The organism is Micromonospora sp. B006 (assembly GCF_003408515.1).
Taxonomy (GTDB): domain Bacteria; phylum Actinomycetota; class Actinomycetes; order Mycobacteriales; family Micromonosporaceae; genus Micromonospora; species Micromonospora echinospora_A.
Genome location: NZ_CP030865.1, coordinates 717,121 through 737,340 on the forward strand (window position 1 = coordinate 717,121; position 20,220 = coordinate 737,340).

General features: G+C 73.9%; 23 protein-coding genes, 1 tRNA gene and 1 pseudogene. 17 read left to right on the top strand and 8 right to left on the bottom strand.

Annotation, left to right across the window (positions count from 1 at the left end; translation table 11 throughout):
- Positions 1-64 precede the first annotated feature (64 nt).
- From MicB006_RS31955 to MicB006_RS03625, 7 genes are all read left to right on the top strand, one after another.
- Complete coding sequence (locus MicB006_RS31955; RefSeq protein ID WP_013283898.1) at positions 65-223, top strand: hypothetical protein; 159 nt, start codon at positions 65-67, stop codon at positions 221-223.
- A gap of 6 nt (positions 224-229) precedes the next feature.
- Entirely contained in the window at positions 230-1,084 is an 855-nt protein-coding gene (locus MicB006_RS03600) for a PH domain-containing protein (RefSeq protein WP_073825558.1), read from the top strand.
- Positions 1,085-1,183: 99 nt separating this feature from the next.
- Positions 1,184-1,870: a SigE family RNA polymerase sigma factor gene (locus MicB006_RS03605; protein WP_073825556.1), complete on the top strand. Its 687-nt coding sequence runs from the start codon at positions 1,184-1,186 to the stop codon at positions 1,868-1,870.
- Positions 1,867-3,144: a hypothetical protein gene (locus tag MicB006_RS03610; protein WP_116503803.1), complete on the top strand. Its 1,278-nt coding sequence runs from the start codon at positions 1,867-1,869 to the stop codon at positions 3,142-3,144. Before MicB006_RS03605 ends, MicB006_RS03610 begins: the two co-directional genes overlap by 4 nt.
- 10 nt (positions 3,145-3,154) lie before the next feature.
- On the top strand, positions 3,155-4,021 hold the full coding sequence (locus tag MicB006_RS03615; protein WP_116503805.1) for a PHP domain-containing protein: 867 nt from the start codon (positions 3,155-3,157) through the stop codon (positions 4,019-4,021).
- Between the two features lie 31 nt (positions 4,022-4,052).
- Complete coding sequence (locus MicB006_RS03620) at positions 4,053-4,667, top strand: MarC family protein (protein WP_064447588.1); 615 nt, start codon at positions 4,053-4,055, stop codon at positions 4,665-4,667.
- A gap of 123 nt (positions 4,668-4,790) precedes the next feature.
- The gene (locus MicB006_RS03625) at positions 4,791-5,624 is read left to right on the top strand and encodes a PD-(D/E)XK nuclease family protein (protein ID WP_225980783.1); all 834 of its coding nucleotides are present in this window, start codon (positions 4,791-4,793) and stop codon (positions 5,622-5,624) included.
- Between the two features lie 13 nt (positions 5,625-5,637).
- Here MicB006_RS03625 and MicB006_RS03630 read toward each other — a convergent pair whose 3' ends face one another.
- Both MicB006_RS03630 and MicB006_RS03635 read right to left on the bottom strand, forming a co-directional pair.
- Entirely contained in the window at positions 5,638-6,489 is an 852-nt protein-coding gene (locus MicB006_RS03630; protein ID WP_073825541.1) for an oxygenase MpaB family protein, read from the bottom strand.
- A gap of 35 nt (positions 6,490-6,524) precedes the next feature.
- Positions 6,525-6,953 carry a Fur family transcriptional regulator gene (locus MicB006_RS03635; RefSeq protein WP_030501115.1) on the bottom strand — a complete coding sequence of 143 codons (429 nt, stop codon included), beginning with the start codon at positions 6,951-6,953 and terminating at the stop codon, positions 6,525-6,527.
- A gap of 161 nt (positions 6,954-7,114) precedes the next feature.
- On the opposite strand from MicB006_RS03635, the gene MicB006_RS03640 reads away from it, so the two are divergent.
- Positions 7,115-7,597 carry a DUF2231 domain-containing protein gene (locus MicB006_RS03640; protein ID WP_073827026.1) on the top strand — a complete coding sequence of 161 codons (483 nt, stop codon included), beginning with the start codon at positions 7,115-7,117 and terminating at the stop codon, positions 7,595-7,597.
- 58 nt (positions 7,598-7,655) lie between these two features.
- Here the strand turns inward: MicB006_RS03640 and MicB006_RS03645 are convergent, their stop codons facing one another.
- Complete coding sequence (locus tag MicB006_RS03645) at positions 7,656-8,129, bottom strand: hypothetical protein (RefSeq protein WP_152037816.1); 474 nt, start codon at positions 8,127-8,129, stop codon at positions 7,656-7,658.
- 681 nt (positions 8,130-8,810) lie between these two features.
- Between MicB006_RS03645 and MicB006_RS03650 the strand changes: the two genes are divergently transcribed.
- Positions 8,811-8,987 carry a hypothetical protein gene (locus MicB006_RS03650; RefSeq protein ID WP_370013414.1) on the top strand — a complete coding sequence of 59 codons (177 nt, stop codon included), beginning with the start codon at positions 8,811-8,813 and terminating at the stop codon, positions 8,985-8,987.
- A gap of 14 nt (positions 8,988-9,001) precedes the next feature.
- On the opposite strand, the gene MicB006_RS03655 is transcribed toward MicB006_RS03650, so the two are convergent.
- On the bottom strand, positions 9,002-9,508 hold the full coding sequence (locus MicB006_RS03655; protein ID WP_225980632.1) for a flagellar biosynthesis protein FlgA: 507 nt from the start codon (positions 9,506-9,508) through the stop codon (positions 9,002-9,004).
- Between the two features lie 556 nt (positions 9,509-10,064).
- Between MicB006_RS03655 and MicB006_RS32215 the strand changes: the two genes are divergently transcribed.
- Complete coding sequence (locus MicB006_RS32215) at positions 10,065-10,337, top strand: hypothetical protein (protein WP_225980874.1); 273 nt, start codon at positions 10,065-10,067, stop codon at positions 10,335-10,337.
- A 62-nt stretch (positions 10,338-10,399) separates the two neighbouring features.
- On the opposite strand, the pseudogene MicB006_RS32220 reads toward MicB006_RS32215, so the two are convergent.
- Both MicB006_RS32220 and MicB006_RS03665 read right to left on the bottom strand, forming a co-directional pair.
- A pseudogene (locus tag MicB006_RS32220) lies at positions 10,400-10,558 on the bottom strand (FmdB family zinc ribbon protein); the annotation flags it as partial.
- Entirely contained in the window at positions 10,558-11,202 is a 645-nt protein-coding gene (locus tag MicB006_RS03665) for a 5-formyltetrahydrofolate cyclo-ligase (RefSeq protein WP_116503812.1), read from the bottom strand. The gene MicB006_RS03665 and the pseudogene MicB006_RS32220, both read right to left, overlap by 1 nt.
- A gap of 83 nt (positions 11,203-11,285) precedes the next feature.
- Between MicB006_RS03665 and MicB006_RS03670 the strand changes: the two genes are divergently transcribed.
- The 7 genes from MicB006_RS03670 (at position 11,286) to MicB006_RS03700 (ending at position 18,465) form a co-directional block, all read left to right on the top strand.
- Complete coding sequence (locus MicB006_RS03670; RefSeq protein WP_192900187.1) at positions 11,286-13,475, top strand: diguanylate cyclase; 2,190 nt, start codon at positions 11,286-11,288, stop codon at positions 13,473-13,475.
- A 9-nt stretch (positions 13,476-13,484) separates the two neighbouring features.
- Positions 13,485-14,474, top strand: a complete 990-nt coding sequence (locus tag MicB006_RS03675) for a UTP--glucose-1-phosphate uridylyltransferase (RefSeq protein ID WP_116503814.1) — start codon at positions 13,485-13,487, stop codon at positions 14,472-14,474.
- The gene (gene glp / locus MicB006_RS03680) at positions 14,471-15,784 is read left to right on the top strand and encodes a gephyrin-like molybdotransferase Glp (protein ID WP_116503816.1); all 1,314 of its coding nucleotides are present in this window, start codon (positions 14,471-14,473) and stop codon (positions 15,782-15,784) included. The genes MicB006_RS03675 and glp overlap by 4 nt, the downstream gene beginning before the upstream one ends.
- A gap of 108 nt (positions 15,785-15,892) precedes the next feature.
- Entirely contained in the window at positions 15,893-16,534 is a 642-nt protein-coding gene (locus MicB006_RS03685) for a GNAT family N-acetyltransferase (protein ID WP_116503818.1), read from the top strand.
- A gap of 169 nt (positions 16,535-16,703) precedes the next feature.
- Positions 16,704-17,486, top strand: a complete 783-nt coding sequence (locus tag MicB006_RS03690) for a hypothetical protein (protein ID WP_192900188.1) — start codon at positions 16,704-16,706, stop codon at positions 17,484-17,486.
- Between the two features lie 195 nt (positions 17,487-17,681).
- Positions 17,682-17,755 (top strand) — tRNA-Ala (locus MicB006_RS03695).
- A 122-nt stretch (positions 17,756-17,877) separates the two neighbouring features.
- Positions 17,878-18,465 (top strand): nucleoside monophosphate kinase, encoded by a 588-nt coding sequence (locus MicB006_RS03700; RefSeq protein WP_116503821.1) that lies wholly within the window; start codon positions 17,878-17,880, stop codon positions 18,463-18,465.
- Between the two features lie 132 nt (positions 18,466-18,597).
- On the opposite strand, the gene MicB006_RS03705 is transcribed toward MicB006_RS03700, so the two are convergent.
- Both MicB006_RS03705 and MicB006_RS03710 read right to left on the bottom strand, forming a co-directional pair.
- The gene (locus tag MicB006_RS03705) at positions 18,598-19,293 is read right to left on the bottom strand and encodes a proteasome protein (RefSeq protein WP_116503823.1); all 696 of its coding nucleotides are present in this window, start codon (positions 19,291-19,293) and stop codon (positions 18,598-18,600) included.
- Positions 19,294-19,401: 108 nt separating this feature from the next.
- A complete protein-coding gene (locus MicB006_RS03710; RefSeq protein ID WP_116503825.1) occupies positions 19,402-20,184 on the bottom strand; it encodes a methyltransferase domain-containing protein in 783 nt (260 codons plus the stop codon).
- Positions 20,185-20,220 lie beyond the last annotated feature (36 nt).

The window sequence follows — 20,220 nt, forward strand, 5'->3', positions numbered from 1 at the left end:
ATGCTGATACTCTGGGTGCCGCTGCGGTAAACGGACCCGGCGCCGCGCGAGAGGATGGCCCGCTATGGTCAAGAAGGTCCTCACCTGGGCCGGCATCGCATTCTTGATCTTCTTCGTTGCGTACCGGCCAAACTCCGCCGCCGACGTCTTCAAGTCTCTCGGTGGCGGCATCATGGACATCGCGCAGGGCTTCGGCGACTTCTTCACCAACCTCGTCGCCTAGCCGCCCATGGGAAGCCCCTCCGGTCCACCCTTCGACCCGGACGACCCCGACCGGGCACGCCGGGAGCGCGACACCGAGCCGATCCCGCGGATCGACCCGGACGATCCTCCCAGCGCGTACGGCCCCGGCCCCTACGGGGACCCGGACGACGCCGGCTACGGCGGCACCTACGCCGGCGAGGGGCGTTCGAGCCGCGCCTGGGCGCGTGACCCGGAGGGCTTCCCGGAGCAGCCCATCTCCGAGGAGGAGTTGGCCGGGCTGCGGGCCGACGCCACCGGCATGGCCCCACGCCGGGTGCTGCCGCTGGAGGACGAGCCCAGCTCGCTGGTCGCGCGCTACCTCTTCCCGACCGAGCGCTACCGGGGCGAGTGGAAGCGGCACTGGATCCACCTGACCACCCCGATCATCGTCGGCGTGGCGGCCACGTTCGTGCTCGGCTACCTCTCCGGCTTCCTCGCCGGGCGGAACGTCGGCGCGCTGACCACCGTCGCCGTGCTGCTCTGGTTCGGCGTGATGGGCTGGGTCGCCTGGCGGGTCGCCGACTGGTGGTACGACCGGTTCATCCTCACCAACAAACGGGTGATGGTGGTCGCCGGGATCATCACCCGCCAGGTCGCGATGATGCCGCTCACCCGGGTCACCGACATGAAGTACGAGCAGAGCCCGACCGGCCGCGCGCTCAACTACGGCACCTTCGTGCTGGAGTCCGCCGGCCAGGAACAGGCGCTCCGGGTGATCAAGAACCTGCCCAACCCGAACGAGCTCTACCTGCGTGTGGTCGAGGAGATGTACGAGCCGCAGGCGGTCGAGGCGCGGCTGGGCAAGGAGGCCGACGAGGCGAAGGCCGACGACGGAGCCTGAAAGTTTTCGTCCGAACATCGGATGAACTGCACACCTTCCGCCATCGACCTGACCGGCCGGGCCGTGGCATCCTGCCAGGCAGGACGGGGGGAGACGAGCGTGGTGAGCAGGGATCCGCTGGAGGAGGAGTTCCGCGAATTCGTCGCGGCCCGGTCCGGCGCGCTGCTGCGCACCGCCTACCTGCTCGCCGGTGACTGGGCCACCGCCGAGGACCTGCTCCAGACCGCGCTGACCAAGACCTACCTCGCCTGGAAGCGGCTCGGCGGGATCGACGCCATCGAGCCGTACGCCCGCCGGGTCCTGGTCAACACGTCCACGAGCTGGTGGCGTCGCCGCTGGCACGGCGAGCGCCCCACCGAGGTGCTGCCGGAGCACGCCGGCGTCGACGAGATCGAGCAGCAACTCGACCGGGACGCGCTCTGGCGGCACCTGCAGGCGCTGCCCGCCCGGCAGCGGGCCGTGCTGGTGCTGCGCTTCTACGAGGACATGTCCGAGGCGCAGACCGCCGCGCTGCTGGAGATCTCCCCGGGCACTGTGAAGAGCCAGACCTCGCGGGCGCTCAACACGCTGCGCCGCCGCCTCGGCTCCGAGGCGGCCCTGAGCCTGCCCGGGCCCGCGTCGCCGCCGCCCGCTCCGGCCGGCCGGTCCGTGCCGCCCGCGCGCGGCGACGGACAGTCCGTGCCCCGTACCCCGGCGCGACGGCCCGCAACCCGGGTGCCGCGACCGGTCCCACCACCGGCGGCCCCGGTCCGCCCCGCCGTTCCGATCGCGGCGGAGAGCCGATGACCGGCATCCGGCGCAACGGTGACAACCGGACGGGTGGCCCGGAGCGTCCATTGGCCGTGAGCGACGACGAGCTGGAACGCGCGCTGCGGGAGACGCTGACCCGCCGCGTCGCCACGTCCCGGCCGCTGCCCGTCGACCCGGCCGGAGCGGTCCTGCGCCGGGCACGGCGCACGGGCCGGCGGCGTACGCTCACCGGCCTGGCCCTGGCGGGGGTCGCCACCGTGTTCGTCACCACCGGCGTCGCCCACTTCAGCGCCGCGGGCGGCGACGGCGGCACCCCCACCGTCGTGCTCGGCGACCCGCCCGGGTTCTCCCCGTCCCCGCTGGCCTCGGGGCCCTCGATCACCCGCTTCGGGCCGGTCCGCGCCGAACTCGACCTGCTCGTCGGCGACCGGCTGGACACCAGCGGCGGCGAACGGCGGCAGCTGACCGGGGTCAGCGGCGTCGAACGGGCGCAGCGCGTCCACGACCGGGAAGGCTGGCTGATGACCTCGGCGGCCACCGCCGCCGGTCGTACCCTCTGGTGGGTCCCGGCCAACGGCACCGCGCCGCAGGTCATGCTCGCCGCCGCGGACGCGGTCGCGGTCGCCCCGGACGGACGGCAGGTCGCCTGGCGGGACGGCCCCGAGGTGATCGCCGCCGGGTTGGTCGCCGGGCAGCTCATCGCACCGGTCCGGACGCCCGCGCCCGACGGCGCCGTGCCGGTCGGGTTCGCCGGTGACGCCGTGCTGATCCAGCAGCCAGGCGAGGGCGGGGTGAGCGTCTGGGAACGCGCGCTCGGCGGGCAACCGGCGCTCGCGAACCCGGACGTACGCGCCGTCTACGGCACCCGGCCCGACGGCCGCCTGGTCGGCCTGGTCACCGCCGACCGGCCCGGGCAGCACTGCCTGGCCCTGCTCGACCCGGCCCGCGACCTCGCGCCGGTGCGTACCGGCTGCGGCGTGAAGCTGGCCGCCGACGGACTCGGCGGAGTCTCCGCCGACGGCCGGTGGCTGCTCGCAAACGGCAACGCCCGCTCCGCGCTGCTGGTCGACCTGGCCGACCCGGGCGCCTCCCCGGCCGCCCACCCGGCCGGCCCGGTGCTGGCCGGCGACGTGGCCTGGACCCACGCGGGCGTGGCGCTGCACGTGGACGCGACCGGCGGGCTGGTCCGGGTCAAGCCGGAGCGGGTGCTGGCCGGGGACCGGCCCACGGCGTCGCCTGTCGAAGGGCTGGCGCCGGGGGACCGGCCGGTGGTGGTGGCCGACGTCCCCGCCCCGCCGGACGGCGCGTAGCGTCGGGCGGGTGAGCGTTCCGGCCCGCATCGACCTGCACACCCACTCCACCGCCAGCGACGGCACGCTCGATCCGGCCGAACTGGTCCGGGCCGCCGCCGACGCCGGGCTCGACGTGGTGGCGCTCACCGACCACGACACCACCGCCGGCTGGGCGCCCGCCGTCGCCGCCCTGCCGCCGGGCCTCACCCTGATCCGCGGCGCGGAGATTTCCTGCCGCTGGTTCGGCGTCGAGCCGGCCATCCCGCTGCACCTGCTCGCGTACCTCTTCGACCCGGACGAGCCGGAACTGGCCGCGGAGCTGGCCCGGGTCCGGCGCGCCCGCGAGGTACGCGGCGAGCGCATCGTGCGGCTGCTCCAGGCCGACGGCATCCAGGTGAGCTGGACGGAGATCCTGGCCGGCGCGGACGGCGGCACGGTGGGCCGCCCGCACATCGCGCAGGCGCTGATCCGGGCCGGTCTGGTCGCCACCACGAGCGAGGCGTTCGGGCCGGACTGGCTCGGCGAGCGGTACCGGCTGCCCAAGGACGACATCGAGGTGTTCCGCGCGGTGGCGCTGGTGCGGGCGGCCGGCGGCGTGCCCGTCTTCGCCCACCCGAAGGCCAGCCGACGCGGCCGGATCGTGCCGGACGAGCTGATCGCGGAACTGGCGGCGGCCGGCCTGGCCGGCCTGGAGGCCGACCACGAGGACCACGACGCGGCCGAGCGGGAGCACGTCCGCCGGCTCGCTGCCGAGCTGGGGCTGCTGGTGACCGGCTCGTCCGACTTCCACGGCACGCACAAGACCGTCCGGCTCGGCGCGCACACCACCGGACCCGAGGCGTACGAGCGGATCGTCGCGCTGGCCCGCGGGGTGACCCCTGTCGCTTCGAGCTGAAGCGTTCGGGCGGCACGGCTACCGTGTCCGCGTGGATCTCAAGCTCTTCGGCGAGGTCTTCGTGACCCTGCTGGTGATCGTCGACCCGCCCGGAATGATGCCCATCTTCCTCGCGCTCACCGGGCCGCTGACGGCGCGCGACCGGAACCGGGCCGCCTGGCAGGCCGTGGCGCTGGCGCTCGGGGTCATCGTGATCTTCGCGGTGGCGGGGCAGACGATCCTGGCGTACCTGCACGTCGATTTGCCCGCGCTCCAGGCCGCCGGCGGTCTGCTGCTGATCCTTGTCGCGCTGGAACTACTGACCGGCAAGTCGGACGACCCGAGCCAGCAGGTCACCTCCAACATCGCGCTGGTGCCGCTCGGCACCCCGCTGCTGGCCGGGCCGGGCGCCATCGTGGCCACCATGCTCTTCGTCCAGCAGGCCGGCGGTGGGGTCGACTACCTGGCCATCGGGCTCGCCATCGTCGCGGTGATGGTCACCGTCTGGGTGGTGCTGCGCTTCTCCGGCGGGATCGTCAAGGTGCTGCGCCCCGGCGGCATCGAGGTGCTGACCCGCATCGCCGGCCTGCTGCTCGCCGCCATCGCCGTGCAGCTCATCGCCGACGCGATCGCCGCGTTCGTGACGCAGTACCTCAACAACGCCTGAGCGGGTCGTCCGGTGTCGTACCCGGATGGCAGGATTCTCCGGGTGCGACGACAGTCAGCGGCCAGCGGCTCCCGGGCCCCCCGACCCCGTGCCGAGCAACCCGAGCAGCTCGGCTTCGAGGGCATGCCGGAACGCCTGTTCGTCTGTACCCCCAGCAAACTCGGCACGTACGCCGACTGCCCCCGCCGCTACCGCTACGCCTACGTGGACCGGCCCGCGCCGCCCAAGGGCCCGCCGTGGGCGCACAACTCGCTCGGCGCCAGCGTCCACACCGCGTTGAAGAACTGGTACGCGCTGGCCCCCGACCGGCGCCGCCCCGAGGTGCTCGGCACGCTGCTCAAGGGCACCTGGGTCCGTGAGGGCTACCGCGACGACGAGCAGGAACGCGACGCGTTCCGGCGGGCGCTGACCTGGCTGGAGAGCTACGTGGCGGGCCTCGACCCGGCCGACGAGCCGATCGGCGTGGAACGGGTCGTCGCGGTGAAGACAGCCGTGCTCGCGTTCAACGGCCGTACCGACCGGATCGACTCGCGCCCCGGCCCGGACGGGCGGCCCGAGCTGGTCATCGTCGACTACAAGACCGGCCGCACCGGCCTCGACACCGACGACGCGCGCGGCTCGCAGGCGCTCGCGCTCTACGCGTACGCGGCCGAGCGGGTGTTCCGCAAGCCGTGCCGCCGGGTCGAGCTGCACCACCTGCCCACCGGCACCGTCGCCGCGCACGAGCACACGCCGGAGTCCCTGCACCGGCAGCTCACCCGCGCCGAGGACACCGCCCGCGACATCATGGCCGCCGAACGCGCGGTCGCCGACGGCGGCGACCCGGACGCGGCGTTCCCCACCGAGCCGGGGCCCCGGTGTGGCTGGTGCGACTACCGGCGTACCTGCCCGACCGGCGCGCAGACCCCCGGCAAGGAGCCCTGGTCGGCGGTCGAGCGGTTCGCCGACCCGGACTGAACGCGGGTCGCCGTCAGGCCGCGGCCAGGCGGGCGGCGCGTTCCTTGGCCGCCTGCTGCAACGGGCCCTCCCGGTACCGCCGGGGCACAGCGGCCAGCGCCAGCCGCAGCGCCCGCGCGCTCAGGTCCGCCGACAGCGCGGTGGTCGGCAGGCCCAGCCCGCCGTAGAGCCGCAACGCCCAGGGCGGCAGCATCCCCAGCGCGGTGGCGGCGATCCCCAGGTACGCCCAGCGCGGCGGCCCCAGGTTCAGGCCGACCCGCGCCGGCAGGTTGAGCTTCCACGGGATCGGCGGCGCGGTCAGGAACAGCGCGGTCTCGGCCGCCTCCCGGGTCATCCGCAACTGCGGGCGTACGTCCCGGTAGTAGTCCGCCACCTCCGCGGCGGTGCCCGGTACGTCGCCCGGGTCCAGCCCCACCAGGGCCGCCGACCGGCGCTGCTCGGTGTAGTAGCCGTCCACCTCGTCGTCGGTGAGCGCCAGACCGGCCCGCCGGGCGGTGCTCACGAACGACTCGACCTCGGTGACGTGCACCCAGCGCAGCAGCTCCGGCTCGTCGACGCGGAACTCCTCGCCGGTGAACGGGTCGGTGGCGCGCATCCGGGCGTGCCGCGCACGGACCCGTCGCCCGGCCGCCTCCGCCTCGGCCGTGGTGCCGTAGATCGTCGTCCCCACGTAGTTCGCCGTGCGGACCAGCCGGCCCCAGGCGTCCGAGCGGTAGTTGCTGTTCTGCGCGACGCCCGCCATCGCGCGCGGATGCAGCGCCTGGAGATAGAGCGAGCGCAGGCCGGCCACGATCAGGATCGGCTCCTCGTGCACCTTCCACGTGACCGAGCCCGGACCGAACAGGCCGAGGTCGTCAGTGTCCACCGATCAAGAGTGCCACGCCGGGCGCGGCGCTTCGGTCAGTCGTCGGCGGAGCGGCGCGACTGGCAGGCCGGGCAGAGACCCCAGAAGGTCACCTCGGCCTCGTCCAGCTCGAAGCCGTGCGCCACGTTGGGGTCGAGGCAGGGCGCGCTGCCGACCGCGCAGTCCACGTCGGCGATCTCGCCGCAGCCCCGGCACACCACGTGGTGGTGGTTGTCGCCGACCCGGGCCTCGTACCGCGCGGGGCTGCCGGCCGGCTCGATCCGGCGGGACAGCCCGGCCCGCGACAGCGCGCCGAGCACGTCGTAGACGGCCTGGGTGGAAACGGAGTCGATCCGCTGGCGGACCCGGCGGGTGATCTCGTCGACCTCCAGGTGACCACCGGCGGAGAGCACGTCCAGCACGGCGAGACGCGGCCGCGTGACCCGCAGGCCCCTCGACCGGAGCAGTTCCTCACCCGTGGACATGAATCCATGACAGCACGCAGGTGACAGGCCGACAAGCGAGCGTCCCCGCGGGTGTCCCGGGCCACAGGTGAACCGCCAGGGCCGCGCCTGCGTGTGTCGTAGGTACACAGCCTCGCGACGTACGCTGAGCGCGCCTTACCACCCACTCGCCGGAGGTGTCGGTGTTCAGGGAATTCAACGGTCTACCGCTCCACGTGCTCGTCATCCACGCGGTGGTGGTGCTCGTGCCGCTGCTGGCGCTGTTCGCCATCGCGTACGGGGTGCTGCCCCGCTGGCGGCACCGGCTGGACTGGGCGGTCGCCGCGCTCGCCGTGATCACCCCGGCGGCCGCCTGGGTCGCCACGGAGTCCGGCGAGGAACTGGAGGGGATCCTGCGCGCGAAGGGCTACCCGCCGGACCGGCTCCAGCAGATCAGTGAGCACGCGTCGTACGGGGACACGCTGTTCTGGTACGCGCTCGGGCTCGGCGCCGCGGCGCTGCTGCTCGTGCTGTCGACGAGCCGCTTCGTCGCGGGCCGGAACCTGCCCCGCTGGCTGCCGATCCTGCTCACCGTCGCGGTGGCGGTGCTGGCGGGCTTCGCGCTCGTGTACGTCTACCTGACCGGCGACAGCGGCGCCAAGATGGTGTGGGACGGCATCGTCTGACCGGTGCCGCACGGCGTTGTTTGACCGGTGCGGCACGGCGTTGTCTGACCGGCGCCGGTCAGAACAGCAGCCGGGAGCAGAGCAGGCAGGTGAGCAGCACCAGCACCACGGCGACGACCGCCCCGACGCCGTAGGTGAGCCGCTGCGCGCGCTGCTCCGCCTGATCCATCGCGGCCATGTCCTGCGGCGGGAGCCGGCGGGGTGGCGCCGGCTGGACGTGCACCGGCGGCCGCCAGCCCGGAGGCGGAGGCGTACTCGGCGGCGGACCGGCGTAGCCACCGGCAGCCGGGTCACCGGCGTACCGGCCCGGCCACGGCCCGCCCGCCACCGTCCAGCCGCCGGCCGCCTCCGGCTTCGCCCACGGGCTCTCGGTGGCCGCCTCGCGCGACCACGGGCTGTTGGGCCCGGCCGCCCCGGAGGCGTCGGCGGCGGTGGTGACGTTCGCCCCGGCCGCGCAGGTTCCGGTCGGCCGGTTCCCGGCTTCGCCGGTTCCGGGCGCGTCCCGCCCGCCGGGGTCGGCGTGGTGGCTCACGGGTTCGAAGCCGGCGGGGCGGCCGACCGGTCCAGGGTCGGCGGGGTGGCTCACGGGTTCGGGGCCGCCCACGGGTTCGGGGCCGGCCGGGTGGCTCACGGGTTCGGGATCGGCGGGGTGGCCCACAGGCCCTGGGTCAGCCGGGCGGCCCAGGGGTCCGGGACCGGCGGGGTCGCCCACATGTCCGGGGTCGGCCTGACCGGAGCCCGTCCCGCCTGGGCGGGACGCCCCGGCGTCGTTCTCCTCGCCCGTGGCCTGTTGCTCCGGGCGTCGCCAGGTCTCGTCGTCGGGGCTGCCACCGCTCGGCGTCGTCACGCCGTCCGACGCTACCAACGCCCCGGCCGGTCGGCCGCCCGACACCGGCACCTCGGCGCCTGCCTCTTGCGCGGCGGGCTCCGGCCCGCTGCCGGGCCCGACGGGATCGAGTGGCCCGTCCGGGCCGGGCCGCCCAGGATCACGGTGCCGCCGTGCCGGGCCGATCAGGATTACGCCCCGTCGTGCCGGCCCGTTCCGGTCATGTCCTCTCCGTGCCGGGCTGTTTGAAATCACGGCCCGGTCCGCGCCGGGCTGTTCCCGATCACGGCCCCCGTCCGCGACGGGCTGTTCCCGATCACGGCCCCCGTCCGCGACGGGCGTCGCGGGATCGAGGTGGCCGCCGGTCCGGCGGTATCGTTGCTGCTCGTGACCGACCCCGGCATCCGGACACCGCGCGGCGACGACGACCGCGTGGTCGACCTCAGCGAAGACTTTGTGGTGCTGCCCGAACAGACCACCGACGACACCGACCGCGGCTGGGGCGAGCGCCCCGGTGGCAACGACGACTGGCTGCTCGCCGAGCGCCCGCCGCACTGGGACTGACCGCCGGCTCCGCGTCACCCGCGTACGACCACGGCGAAGCGGCTGCCCTCCGGCAACCCGACCGCCCGTCGCGCCTGCTCCGGCGGCAGCGCCAGGTAGAGCGCGGAGGACCCGTCGACCGCCCCGGTGGCGCCGACCACGTCTAGCACCAGCGCGCGCGGCGCCAGCAGCATGGGATCGGCCGACCCGCCGGCCGGCACCACCAGGAGATCGACCCGGGCACCCGGGCGCAACACCGCGAGGGCGGCCGGCTCGGCCAGCCGGATCGGCACACCGACCGCACCGGCCGGCAACGCGCGTGGCCCGCCGGGCGGCGTACCGGCCGGTGCCGTCGAGGCTGCCGGTGGCGCGCCGGGTTGGCAGGACGGAGGTGTCTGGAGCACCGCCGCGGCCAGTCCCAGCAGCACCGCGACGAGTGCCACCCGTACCAGCGTCCGGCGCTGCGGCAACCCGCGCCAGCGGACCGGACGCAACGTCGCCTCGCCACCCGCCACCGCTGCCTCCCACCGTCGGTCAACCATCCGACCGCAGGCTAGGACCGGGCCACAGTCGCCCGCCGCCCCACCGCTCGTCCCTGTGGATAACCCGCCGCCCTGTGCACAACCGCAGTCCGGGCAGGGCCCGGCGTCACCACTTCGGGGAGGTGGTCACATCCGGTGCGGCCGGGGCCGCCAGTTCGGGGAAGTGGTGCTTTCCGGGCGGGCTGATGCAGCAACCTCGCCGAGCTGGTGAGCCGGGCGGGCGGATGCAGCAACTTCGCCGGGGTGGCGAGCAACGTGAGAGCCGTCGGGAGCGGGCGCCGCTGGGCGAGTCGGAGCCCGCTGATGCGGTAGAGGTGAGATCAACTCGGGGCTGGTGCAGCCGCCCCGCCGAGGTGGTGAGCAAGGCGGGGGTGACGCAGCAACCTCGCCGAGGTGGAGAGCAAACGCGGGGGGTGACGCAGCAACCTCGCCGAGGTGGAGAGCAAACGCGGGCGTGAGGCAGCAACCTCGCCGAGGTGGAGAGCAAACGCGGGGTGAGGCAGCAACCTCGCCGAGGTGGGGAGCAACTGCGGCGGGCCGGCCTGCCACACGAAACGTGGCCGCCCCGGAGACGGGACGGCCACGTGCAGCGCGAAGCGTTGGTCAGGAAGAGCTGGACGCCGCCGGCGCCTTGCCCGCCGTCGACCCGGAACCCGACCCGGAACCCGAGCCAGAACCCGAACCGGACGACGACCCCGAAGAGGACGACGAGGACGAATCAGACGACGACCCTGAAGAGGACGACGAGGACGACTCGGACTTGGCAGCCGGCTTGCTCGCTGCGCCGGTGCCGTTGTCGGACCCGGACGTACGGGAGTCCGTGCGGTAGAAGCCGGAGCCCTTGAACACGATGCCCACCGAGTTGAAGAGCTTTCGCAGCCGCCCCTCACACGCCGGGCACTCGGTCAGCGGGTCGTCCGAGAAGGACTGCACCGCCTCGAGCTGGTGGCCGCACGCGGTGCAGGCGTACTGGTACGTGGGCACGTTCTCCTCCGGATCTTGGCACGGCCTGTTGGCACTCGTGGTATTCGAGTGCCAATGGTGCGTCATCACCCCCGGGTTCGTCCAGCGGAAGCGCCCGGGCCCACACCCGGGACGGCCACCAGCCCGTCCGCCGGAGTGATCACACAGTGCACCGGGCGGTCGTGCGACTGGGCGGGGACCGCCTCGACCAGCTCGCCGTCGTGCAGCAGAGCCACAGTCGGCACTGTGGCGGGCACCCGGGCCAGCGCCCGGTCGTACGAGCCGCCGCCGCGGCCCAGTCGAATGCCCCGGCGGTCCACGGCGACGGCCGGCACCACGACCAGTCCCGCTCCGGCCACGGCGGCACGTCCCCGGGACGGCGCGGTCGGCTCGCGCATGCCCCGGCCGGCGGCGCGCAGCGATTCCCGCCCGGTGTAGGGGGCCCAGTCCAGGTCCAGGTCGTCGCAGAGCACCGGCAGCAGCAACTCGGCGTCGGGCGGCAGCGCGGCCCGCAGCACGTCCGGCAGGTCGTCCCCGCCGGGCTCGGAGGCGACCGGCACGTACGCGCTCATCCGGGCCGGTCGCAGCCGGCGTACCAGGGTCACCAGCTCGGCCTGGATGGCGGCTGCCGCCACCGCGCGGTCGGGCGCGGACAGCGACCGGCGGGCGGCGAGTAGCGCGACGCGCATCTTCTGCTTCGCATCGTGCGCTTCATCCGAAAATTCCGGCACGCAACACTCCTGACGCAACGCTTGCCTAATGGTCGCTCTGTGTCAGCATCGCACCAAGGGGCGCGGAACTTCCGGGGGGAAGCTTGACGCTACGCGGGCGGTTGACGGCAGCCTTCCTCGCGGTGGTGCTCGGCCCTGTCCTGCTCGGCGCGCTCTTCGTCGGGGCCGCGCTGAGCGCCGTCGACCGCAGCCGTGCCACCGAGCGACTGGGCCTGGCCGCGGCCGGTGTGCGTACCTCGATCGACGCGCTCTGCCAGCAACTGCGCGCGGCGGCTGACGCGGTCGCGCTCGTGGGTGACCCGGCCGCCCGGTCGCGTGCGGCCGACCAGGTGGTCGGCCGGGGGCTGGCCGCCGCCGTGCTGATCGCCGACGCCGCCGGCCGCACCACCTATGTCACGGCGGGCGGCCCGGCCGGGCGCTGGCAGGACTGCGCCGGCGCCCCCGCCACCCCGGTCGGCGCGCTCTCCGCCCAGGTGCGGCTGCGCGACCCGGCCGGCACCGACCTCGGCGCGGTCGCCGCCGCGCAGCCCGTCGACCGGGCTTTCGTGGCGCGGCTCGCCGCCGTCACAGGCGTCGCGGTCACCCTCCTCGACGCCCCCGGGCAGATCACCCACACGACCGAGGACCAGGGGGTACGCGCAGCGGTGCTGGCCGCCGCCAGCAAGGCGCACGGGAACGGGGTGGCCGGGACGGGCGACGGCCGGTACGTGCGGCGGGTGGGCCCGATGCCCGGTCAACCGCTGCCGCTGGTGCTCTCGATTCCCGGTGAGCGCCCGCCCGGCCTGTACGGTGCGCTGATCGCGGCGGTGGCGCTGGCCGCCCTGCTGGCCGTGCTGACCGCCTGGCGGCTCGCCCGGGTGACCACCCGTCCGCTGGGCGAGCTGGCCGGGGCGGTGGACCGGGTGGCGCGGGGCGACCTGAGCGCCCGGGTGCCGGTGCGCAGCCGGGACGAGATCGGGCGACTGGCCGGCGCGTTCAACCGGATGGCCCGGGAGACCGGCAGTTACGTGGCGGCGCTGACCAGCAGCCGGGACCAGCTCCGCAACCATCTGGCCGTGCTCGGCGACACGCTCGCCAGTACGCACGACCTGCAACGCATCCTCCGGGTGATCCTGGACAGCGCGATCGCCGCCACCGGCGCCCGGGCCGGCGCGGTGCTGCTCGTCGACGCCGAGGGCGTGCTCGTCGGCCGGTGCGTCGAAGGGCTGGCCGGACGCCGGCCCACAGGCGATCCGGCCGACCCGGCGACGCTGCGGGTGCCGGTCGGCGCCGGGGTGCTCGGCGCGGTCGCTGCCACCGGCGAGCCGCTGCGCGGCCGGTGGACCCCACCGGAGACCCCGACCGGGGAGCCGTCCTGCGAGACGTACGTGGCGGTGCCGTTCGCCACGCCCGGCGGCGCCGAGTCGCGCGGCCCGGACCGTCCCGGCCACCCGCCCGCCGACGGCGACCCGCCCGGCTCGGCCTGCGCGGCGCTCGGCGTGCTCGTGCTCTACGACCGGCTCGGCGGGCCCGAGTTCCACGACGACGACGTGGTGACGCTGCGGACGTTCGCCGGGCACGCGGCGGTCGCGGTGGAGAACGTCCGGGTGCACGAGGAGGCGCAGCGGCTCTCCCTCACCGACCCGCTGACCGGGTTGTGGAACTACCGCTACCTGCGCGAGTCGATCCGCCGGGAGGTGGAGCGGGCGAACCGGTTCGGCCGGATGCTCAGCGTGCTCGCGCTCGACCTGGACCGGTTCAAGCGCGTCAACGACACCTGGGGGCACGCCGCCGGGGACGCCGTGCTGGTGGAGTTCGCCCGCCGGGTACGCGGCGTGATCCGGGAGGTGGACCTGGCGTTCCGGCAGGGCGGCGAGGAGTTCGTGGTGCTGCTGCCGGAGACCGACGCGCGGGGCGCCACGATCGTCGCCGAGCGGCTCGGCGCGGTCGTACGGGACCAGCCGGTGACGGTCGAGGGGAACGCCGACGAACCGGTGCATGTGCCGGTGACCGTCTCCATCGGCATCGCCGTCTACCCGGACCACGCCGCCGACGGCCAGCAGGTGCTCGACGCCGCCGACGACGCGCTGTACGCGGCGAAGGCCGCGGGACGCGACGGCTACCGGCTGGCCCCGGCGCCCGATCCGGTTCCCACCGAGGACATCCCGGTGGTGGCCGCCACCGTCAGCCCGCCGGACGGGCTGCCCCGGGCGGGCACGGCGGACGCGCCGGGCGCCGTCCAGGGCGGCGCGTCTTCCGGTCCTCACCCGCCGCGGCAGAGCCGTGGCCGATAGTCTCGCGACATGTCGGAGCACTCAGCGAACCCCTCAGCGACCCCCGGTCGCTCCCGCGCGGTCAAGGCCGTGATCCCGGCCGCCGGCCTGGCCACCCGGTTCCTGCCGGCCACCAAGGCGGTTCCCAAGGAACTGCTGCCGGTCGTCGACCGGCCGGTTCTGCAGTACATCGTCGAGGAGGCCGCGCAGGCCGGCATCGACGACATCCTGCTGATCACCGGTCGCGGCAAGACCTCGATGGTGGACCACTTCGACCGCCGGCCCGACCTGGAGGAACGGCTCGCCAAGAAGCCCGAGCTGCTGGCCGAGGTCAAGCGCACCGAGGAGCTCGCAGCGATCTACACGGTCCGCCAGCCGGAACAGCTCGGCCTCGGCCACGCCGTCGGGTACGCCGAGTCGCATGTCGGCGACGCGCCCTTCGCGGTGCTGCTCGGCGACGAGTTCGTCAAGCCCTCCGAGCCGCTGCTGCCGGCCATGCTGGAGCTCCAGGCCCGCACCGGCGGCGTGGTGCTCGCCTTCTTCGAGGTCGACCCGGCCGAGACCAGCCGCTACGGCATCGCGTCGGTCGAGCCCGCCGAGTCGGAGTACGCCGACATCGCCGAGGTCGTCAAGGTCACCGGCATGGTGGAGAAGCCCAGCGCGGAGGACGCGCCCAGCAACCTGGCGGTCCTCGGCCGGTACGTGCTCCCGGGGAAGATCTTCGACGCGATCCGGCGTACCGACCCGGGCAGCGGCGGCGAGATCCAGCTGACCGACGCGATGGAGCTGCTGCGTACCGAGGGGGTGCCGGTGCACGCGATCGTCTACCGGGGCACCCGCTACGACACCGGCATGCCGCTGGGCTACCTGCAGACCGTGGTGCAGATCGCAGCCGAGCGGGAGGACCTGGGCGCCGAGTTCCGCAAGTGGCTGGCCGAGTTCGTCAACAACGGCGACGAGACGGTCACCGGGGCGATCCTCAACGGCGTGCGTGACGCGTCCGGCGGTGCCGATACATGACCGCGACGGCCGACGCCGAGGCGGCCGCGAACGAGTTGACGCCGCTCGCCGACTACCTGGGCAGTGTGCTGCGCAGGTTACGCGCGCTGCCTCCACTCGACCTCGACCTGACCCAGGCGTACGGCAACGTGCTCGCCGAGGACGTGGTCGCCCCGCACTCGTACCCCGCCTTCGACCAGGCGGCGGTGGACGGGTACGCCGCGCGCTGGGAGGACATCTCCGGTGGGAGTCGGGGGCCGGGCTACGTCCCGGCCCCCTCCGGTATGCCCGGTGGCCGCAGCATCCGCCTCAACGTGGTCGGTGACCTGGGCGCGGCGAGCTGGCGGCCGGTGCGGCTCACGCCCGGCTCGTGCTTCTCGGTCGCGGCGGGCGCGCCGCTGCCGATCGGCGCCGACGTGGTCGTCCCGGTGGAGTGGACCGACCAGGGCATGGCCGCCGTCGAGATCTTCCGCGCCCCCAAACGGGGGTACGGCCTGCGCCGCGCCGGGGAGGAACTGGTCGCCGGGACGCTGCTCGCCCGCGCCGGCGCGTACGTCTCACCGGCGCTCGTCGCGGTGTTCGCCGCCACCGGCATCGGGCACGTCGTGGTACGGCCCAGCCCGCGCGTGGTCATCGTGGCCACCGGCGACGAACTGGTCGACGTGGGCCGGGGCAGCCAGGCCGGGCAGGTGGTCGACACCAACTCGCACGCGCTCACCGCGGCGGCGGCCGAGGCGGGCGGGCTCGCGTACCGGGTGGGGATCTGCGACGACGACCCGGAGGCGCTGCGCGGCCTGCTGGAGGACCAGACGCTGCGGGCCGACCTGATCATCACCACCGGCGGCACCGGCACCGGCCCGGGTGACATGGTCCGCCGCATCCTGTCCCGCCGCGACGGCGGCCGGGCCGGACCGGTCACCTTCACAGAGGTGGCCCTCTATCCGGGAACGGCTCTCGGGTTCGGTACGGTCGGTGCCGAGGAGGTGCCGGTGGTGTGTCTTCCCGGCGAGCCCGGCGCGGCGCTCATCGGCTTCGAGGTGCTGGCCCGCCCGGCCATCCAACTGCTCGCCGGCGCCGAGCCGGTGTTCCGGCCGAGCGTCCGCGCGCACCTGCTGGAGACCGTCTCGTCGCCGGCCGGGCTGCGCGAGTTCCGGCCCGCGCACGTCGCCGAGCGGCGTGGCGGGGGATACACGGGGCAGCCGCTCGCCGGTGGCCCGTACACGCTGTCCGGCCTGGCCGAGGCGAACGGCCTGCTGGTGCTCGGCGAGCGGGTGACCACCGCCGCCGCGGGGTCCACCGTCGACGTGCTCCTGCTGGACCGGCGCCGGTGAGCGCGAGGAGTGAGCTTGCGAGCCCCGCAGTCGCGAACGAAAGGCCGGCTCGGTGAGCGCGAGGAGTGAGCTTGCGAGCCCCGCAGTCGCGAACGAAAGGCCGGCTCGGTGAGGTTCTGGCGGGCTCCGGGATGGCCGGCGGTGCTTGTGGACGGCCCGGTGGTGCTGCGGCCGTACCGGCGTTCGGACGCCGGCGCCTGGTCGGAAATCCGGCGCGCGAACCGCGAATGGCTGGCGCCGTGGGAGTCGCACGTGCCCGGCGGCTGGTACGAGACCAACTCGCCCGCGGCGTTCCGGCTGGTCCACGCCGACCAGCGCAAGTCCGCGCGCAGCGGTGAGGGCATGCCGTTCGCGGTGTGCCTGCGGGAGGACGGCCGGGAGCGGCTGGTCGGTCACGTCAACATCGGCAGCATCGTGCGGCGGGCGTTCTGTTCCGGGTACGTGGGTTACTGGGTGGACTCCCGGGTGGCCGGCCGGGGCGTGATCCCGACCGCTGTCGCGCTCGCCGTGGACCACGCCTTCGGACCCGGCGGGCTGCACCGGATCGAGGTGAACATCCGGCCGGAGAACATGCCGTCCCGCCGGGTGGTGGAGAAGCTCGGCTTCCGCGAGGAGGCCTATCACGTGCGCTACATGCACATCGACGGCGCGTGGCGCGACCACATCGGATACGCGATGACCGGCGAGGAAGTAGTGGCCGAGGGCGGCTTGCTGGCGCGGTGGCACCGCGTACGTGACACCCGCCGCTGACGTGCCCGCCCGGCGCGGCGCACTGTGAACTGGGTCGACGGCCCGTAACCTCAAGTAACTGCAAGCTGTGGCAAGCGCTGCCCGCCCGCACGAAGTGCGCCGTAAACGACGGTCGACGGAACAAGTTGCGGCGTGTGGCGCTCGCCAGAGAACTTTGGTGACGGGAGGGGTGAGGGTGCCCACGTCGGTGCTCCTCGCCGTCCTCGCCGCCGCCGGTCTGCTCGCCCTCGCTCCGGCGCTGGTCCGCCGGTACGACGCCACCGAGCGGCTGGTGGCGGAGCGGGCGCAGTCGACGGCGCGGGTGCTCCAGCGCCAGCGTCGACGGCGCACCGTGCCCGGGCGGCGGCCGCTGCACCCGCCGCGCTCCCTCGTGGTGACCCTCAGTGAAGACTCCGACACGGGTAGTCTCGCCCGTCCGGTCTCCGCGCCACCGCTGCGTCGCCGTTCCGGTCGGCTCCGGCCCGTCTCCGCCGTCCCGGCCCAGTCCCGCCGACGGAACCCGCCCCGGCGGCGGCACACCCCGGCGATCTACCGTCGGCGCCGGGTGCTCGCCGCCCTGCTGTTGCTCAACCTGGTGGAACTGGGCGGCGTGGTGCTCGTCGGACCCGGGTTCTGGATCAGCGTCTCGGTCACCGGGGTGCTGCTCGTGGCGTACGTCGTACACCTGCGGCAGCGCGCCCTGGCCGAGCGTCGGCGGCGGCGCGCGGACGCCCGGGAGGCGGCCTGGCTGGCCGCCCGCCAGGCCGAGGTGCGCCGCGAGCAGGCCCGGCGTGCGGCGGCCCGCCGGGAGGCGCAGCGCCGGCTGGCCGCCCAGCGCGAGGCGGTCCGGCGTACGGCGATGGGGCTGGACCGTCCCGCGGACCTGCCACCGGCGGCGAGCGGCGGCTCGGTGTCCTACCGGCGGGCCGGTGGCCTGCGCGGACGCCCCTACCAGTCCGGCCGAGGCGCCTGACCGATCTTCCCGTGCGCGCCCGGCTCGTCGGCTTTCGGCGGCGATCTTGGAAGGTTTGGGCCCCTCCGGGGGCCTTTTCCTTCCAAGATCTACGGGGGCGGTGGGGCGGTTCGCGCCGTGGGGGCGCGACCTGTTAGCCTTGTCGCCGGCCCACCCGGTGAAAGCTGGGTGGGACCGCGCCGGTTCGCCGGTGGAGGGGCTGTGGCGCAGACCGGTAGCGCACCTCGTTCGCATCGAGGGGGTCAGGGGTTCAAATCCCCTCAGCTCCACCCAGTTCAAAGGCCGTTTCCGCCAGTCGGAGACGGCCTTTTTCGATCTCGTACGGGGCAGCCCACCGGAACCATGTGCACTGCTAGCTTGGCTCTCTTCGGCGCACAACAGGGGAGCGCACATGCCCAACGTGGCCCTCATCTCCGGACCGGTCGTCGACCTGGCCTGCGCTGCGTCGGCTCTGGCAGACGCCCTCGGCCTGCAGGTCGTCAGCGCAGGCAATGTCTTCCGCGAACATGTACAGCAGCAGACTCCGCTGGGCGAAGAGGCGAACGGTTATATGCAGGCCGGACAGCTCGTCACCGATGAACTGATGGTCAGAGCCGTCGCCGGCGCACTGGCCGGCGTCGACCGTGGCTGGGTGCTGTACGGCTTCCCTCGCACCATCCGTCAGGCCGAGTTGCTGACGCGGAACGGCCATGTTCCCGACACAGCGATCGAACTCGTCCTGGCTGAGGACCAACTCCACCTCGCCGTTCAGCGCCGGGTGGAACGACGGGTGGAACTCGATCCCCAGGTCGCCGTGCGACGCCAGGAACTCCTGCTCACCTACGCGCACGCACAGGAGAACCACCAGGCGCAGATGGAGCCGTTGCGCGCCTACTACCGGGCCCGTGGCCTGCTGCAAACCGTCAGCGGCTTCGGCGATATCGAAGACGTAGCAGCCAGATTGATCCCTATCGCCTCCCAAGGCCAACGCCGCCCGTGAGATCGAGCAGGTAGGCCAGGCGACGCCCCCACGTTGTCAGGGCAGCCCTGGACGGGCCGCACGTGCCACCACCTGGGCGCGCGCGGCCCTTGCTCCGCCGGCGCTCCGAACCCGCTGCCCAACTCGCCGCCGTCAGTCGAACAGGCCGTCGAGCGCCTTCTGTTCAAGGTCGCGCCAGCGCTCGGCGTCCTTCAGCGCCTTGGCGATCTCCTTCTCGTCGAGGTGGTGGGCGCCCTCCTCGCGGATGCACGCGACGCTGAACGGCCCGCCGACCGACGGCGAGGTCCGCTCCAGCGCCTCAAGCACCCGGACCACACCCACCACGCCGTACTCGACGGGGCGCTTGGTCATCCGGAAGTGGGACAGCAGCGCGCCGGCCTGCTGGGCCATCGGCGCGCCGGAGCCGATGGCGTGGAAGCCCACGTCCTCGTAGCGGCCGATGAGCCCGTTGGGGTTGATCTCCACGATCCACGGCCCGCCCTGGCTGTAGCCGGCCGCGAGCAGGTACGCCGACACCCCGCCGCCGGAGCCCTCGCCGGGCACGTCCGGGATGTAGTTCTCGTAGTGCTTCTTGAAGACGGGCAGGACGCGCTCCTGCAACTCGTCGCCGATGTCCGGCGCTTCGAGAATGGCGGTGGCCGAGTCCTGGAGAAGAGGGCGCAGGTCGTTGAGAACTCCCCGCGCGCCGCTGCCGCCCCAGGCGGCGCAGTCGCCCAGCGGGTGCAGCTTCTGGGCGGGGAAGCTCAGACCACGGCCGCTCTCGGTGATCTGGGAGTCCGCGCCGATCACCACCCCGTCGTCGCAGACAACGGCGAGTACGACGGTCATGAGGTCCTCCTGTGCAGGGGTGCGGGGTTGGGCGCGAGGTACCCGGCATCCCGCCCGCCTACACCCCGAGGGGTGTCGGCCCGCTCACTACCCGGACCAGAATCACCCTCACATGACGGTGGCGGCGGTGAGGAAGAACGTGACCGCGTACGTGAACCGGCCCGCCTCGACCGCCTCGTCGAACTGCTCTTCGAACGCGCGAGCCTCGGCGGGGTCGAGCACGCCCCGCTGAGCCGCCGTGTCAGCCCAACTGCGCAGGCCGAGAACGTTGTCGGCGGCGTTCGGGTCCCGAACCAGCAGCGTTCGGGGCTCGACGGTGACCTCGGCCAGGCCGAGCGTGGCGAGAATCCCGGCGTGCTGGTGAGCCAGGGTGCCGTTGCGGAGCATGACGTCGGCCCGGAACCTCAGCACGCGCCGCGCCAGCTCCTGGTCGGCGATGTCGAGCACCTGCGTGTCGTAGTCGGGGTCGGCGAGAACGATGCGGCCACCCGGGCGGACGACCCTGGCGAGTTCCCTGACCGCGGCGCGGGGATCGGCGAGGTGCTGCACGGTGCGGTCGGCCCAGGCGCCGTCGATCGCGTCGTCGAGGAACGGCAGCTGATGCGCGTCGGCGACGGCGCACCGGGTCAAGCCACGGGCTCGCATGGCGACAGCCATGGTCAGGGAACGATCCACCGTCAGCACGGTGACGTCGTGATCGTCCCTCAGGCGGACCGCGCTCGCCCCGGTGCCCGCACCGACGTCGAGGTAGCGCCGGCCGGGCGAGGGGCGGAGCAACTCGCGTACCCGCTGCTGGTATGCCTGGTAGAAGGGCTCGCCGGTCAGGCGGTCGAGCACGCCCACCCACGATTTCGGGTCCGGCTGCCGGTCGACATCGGTGAATCCGTGCACGGACTGGAGCCTATTGCGCCGCTGTCAATTGATCCC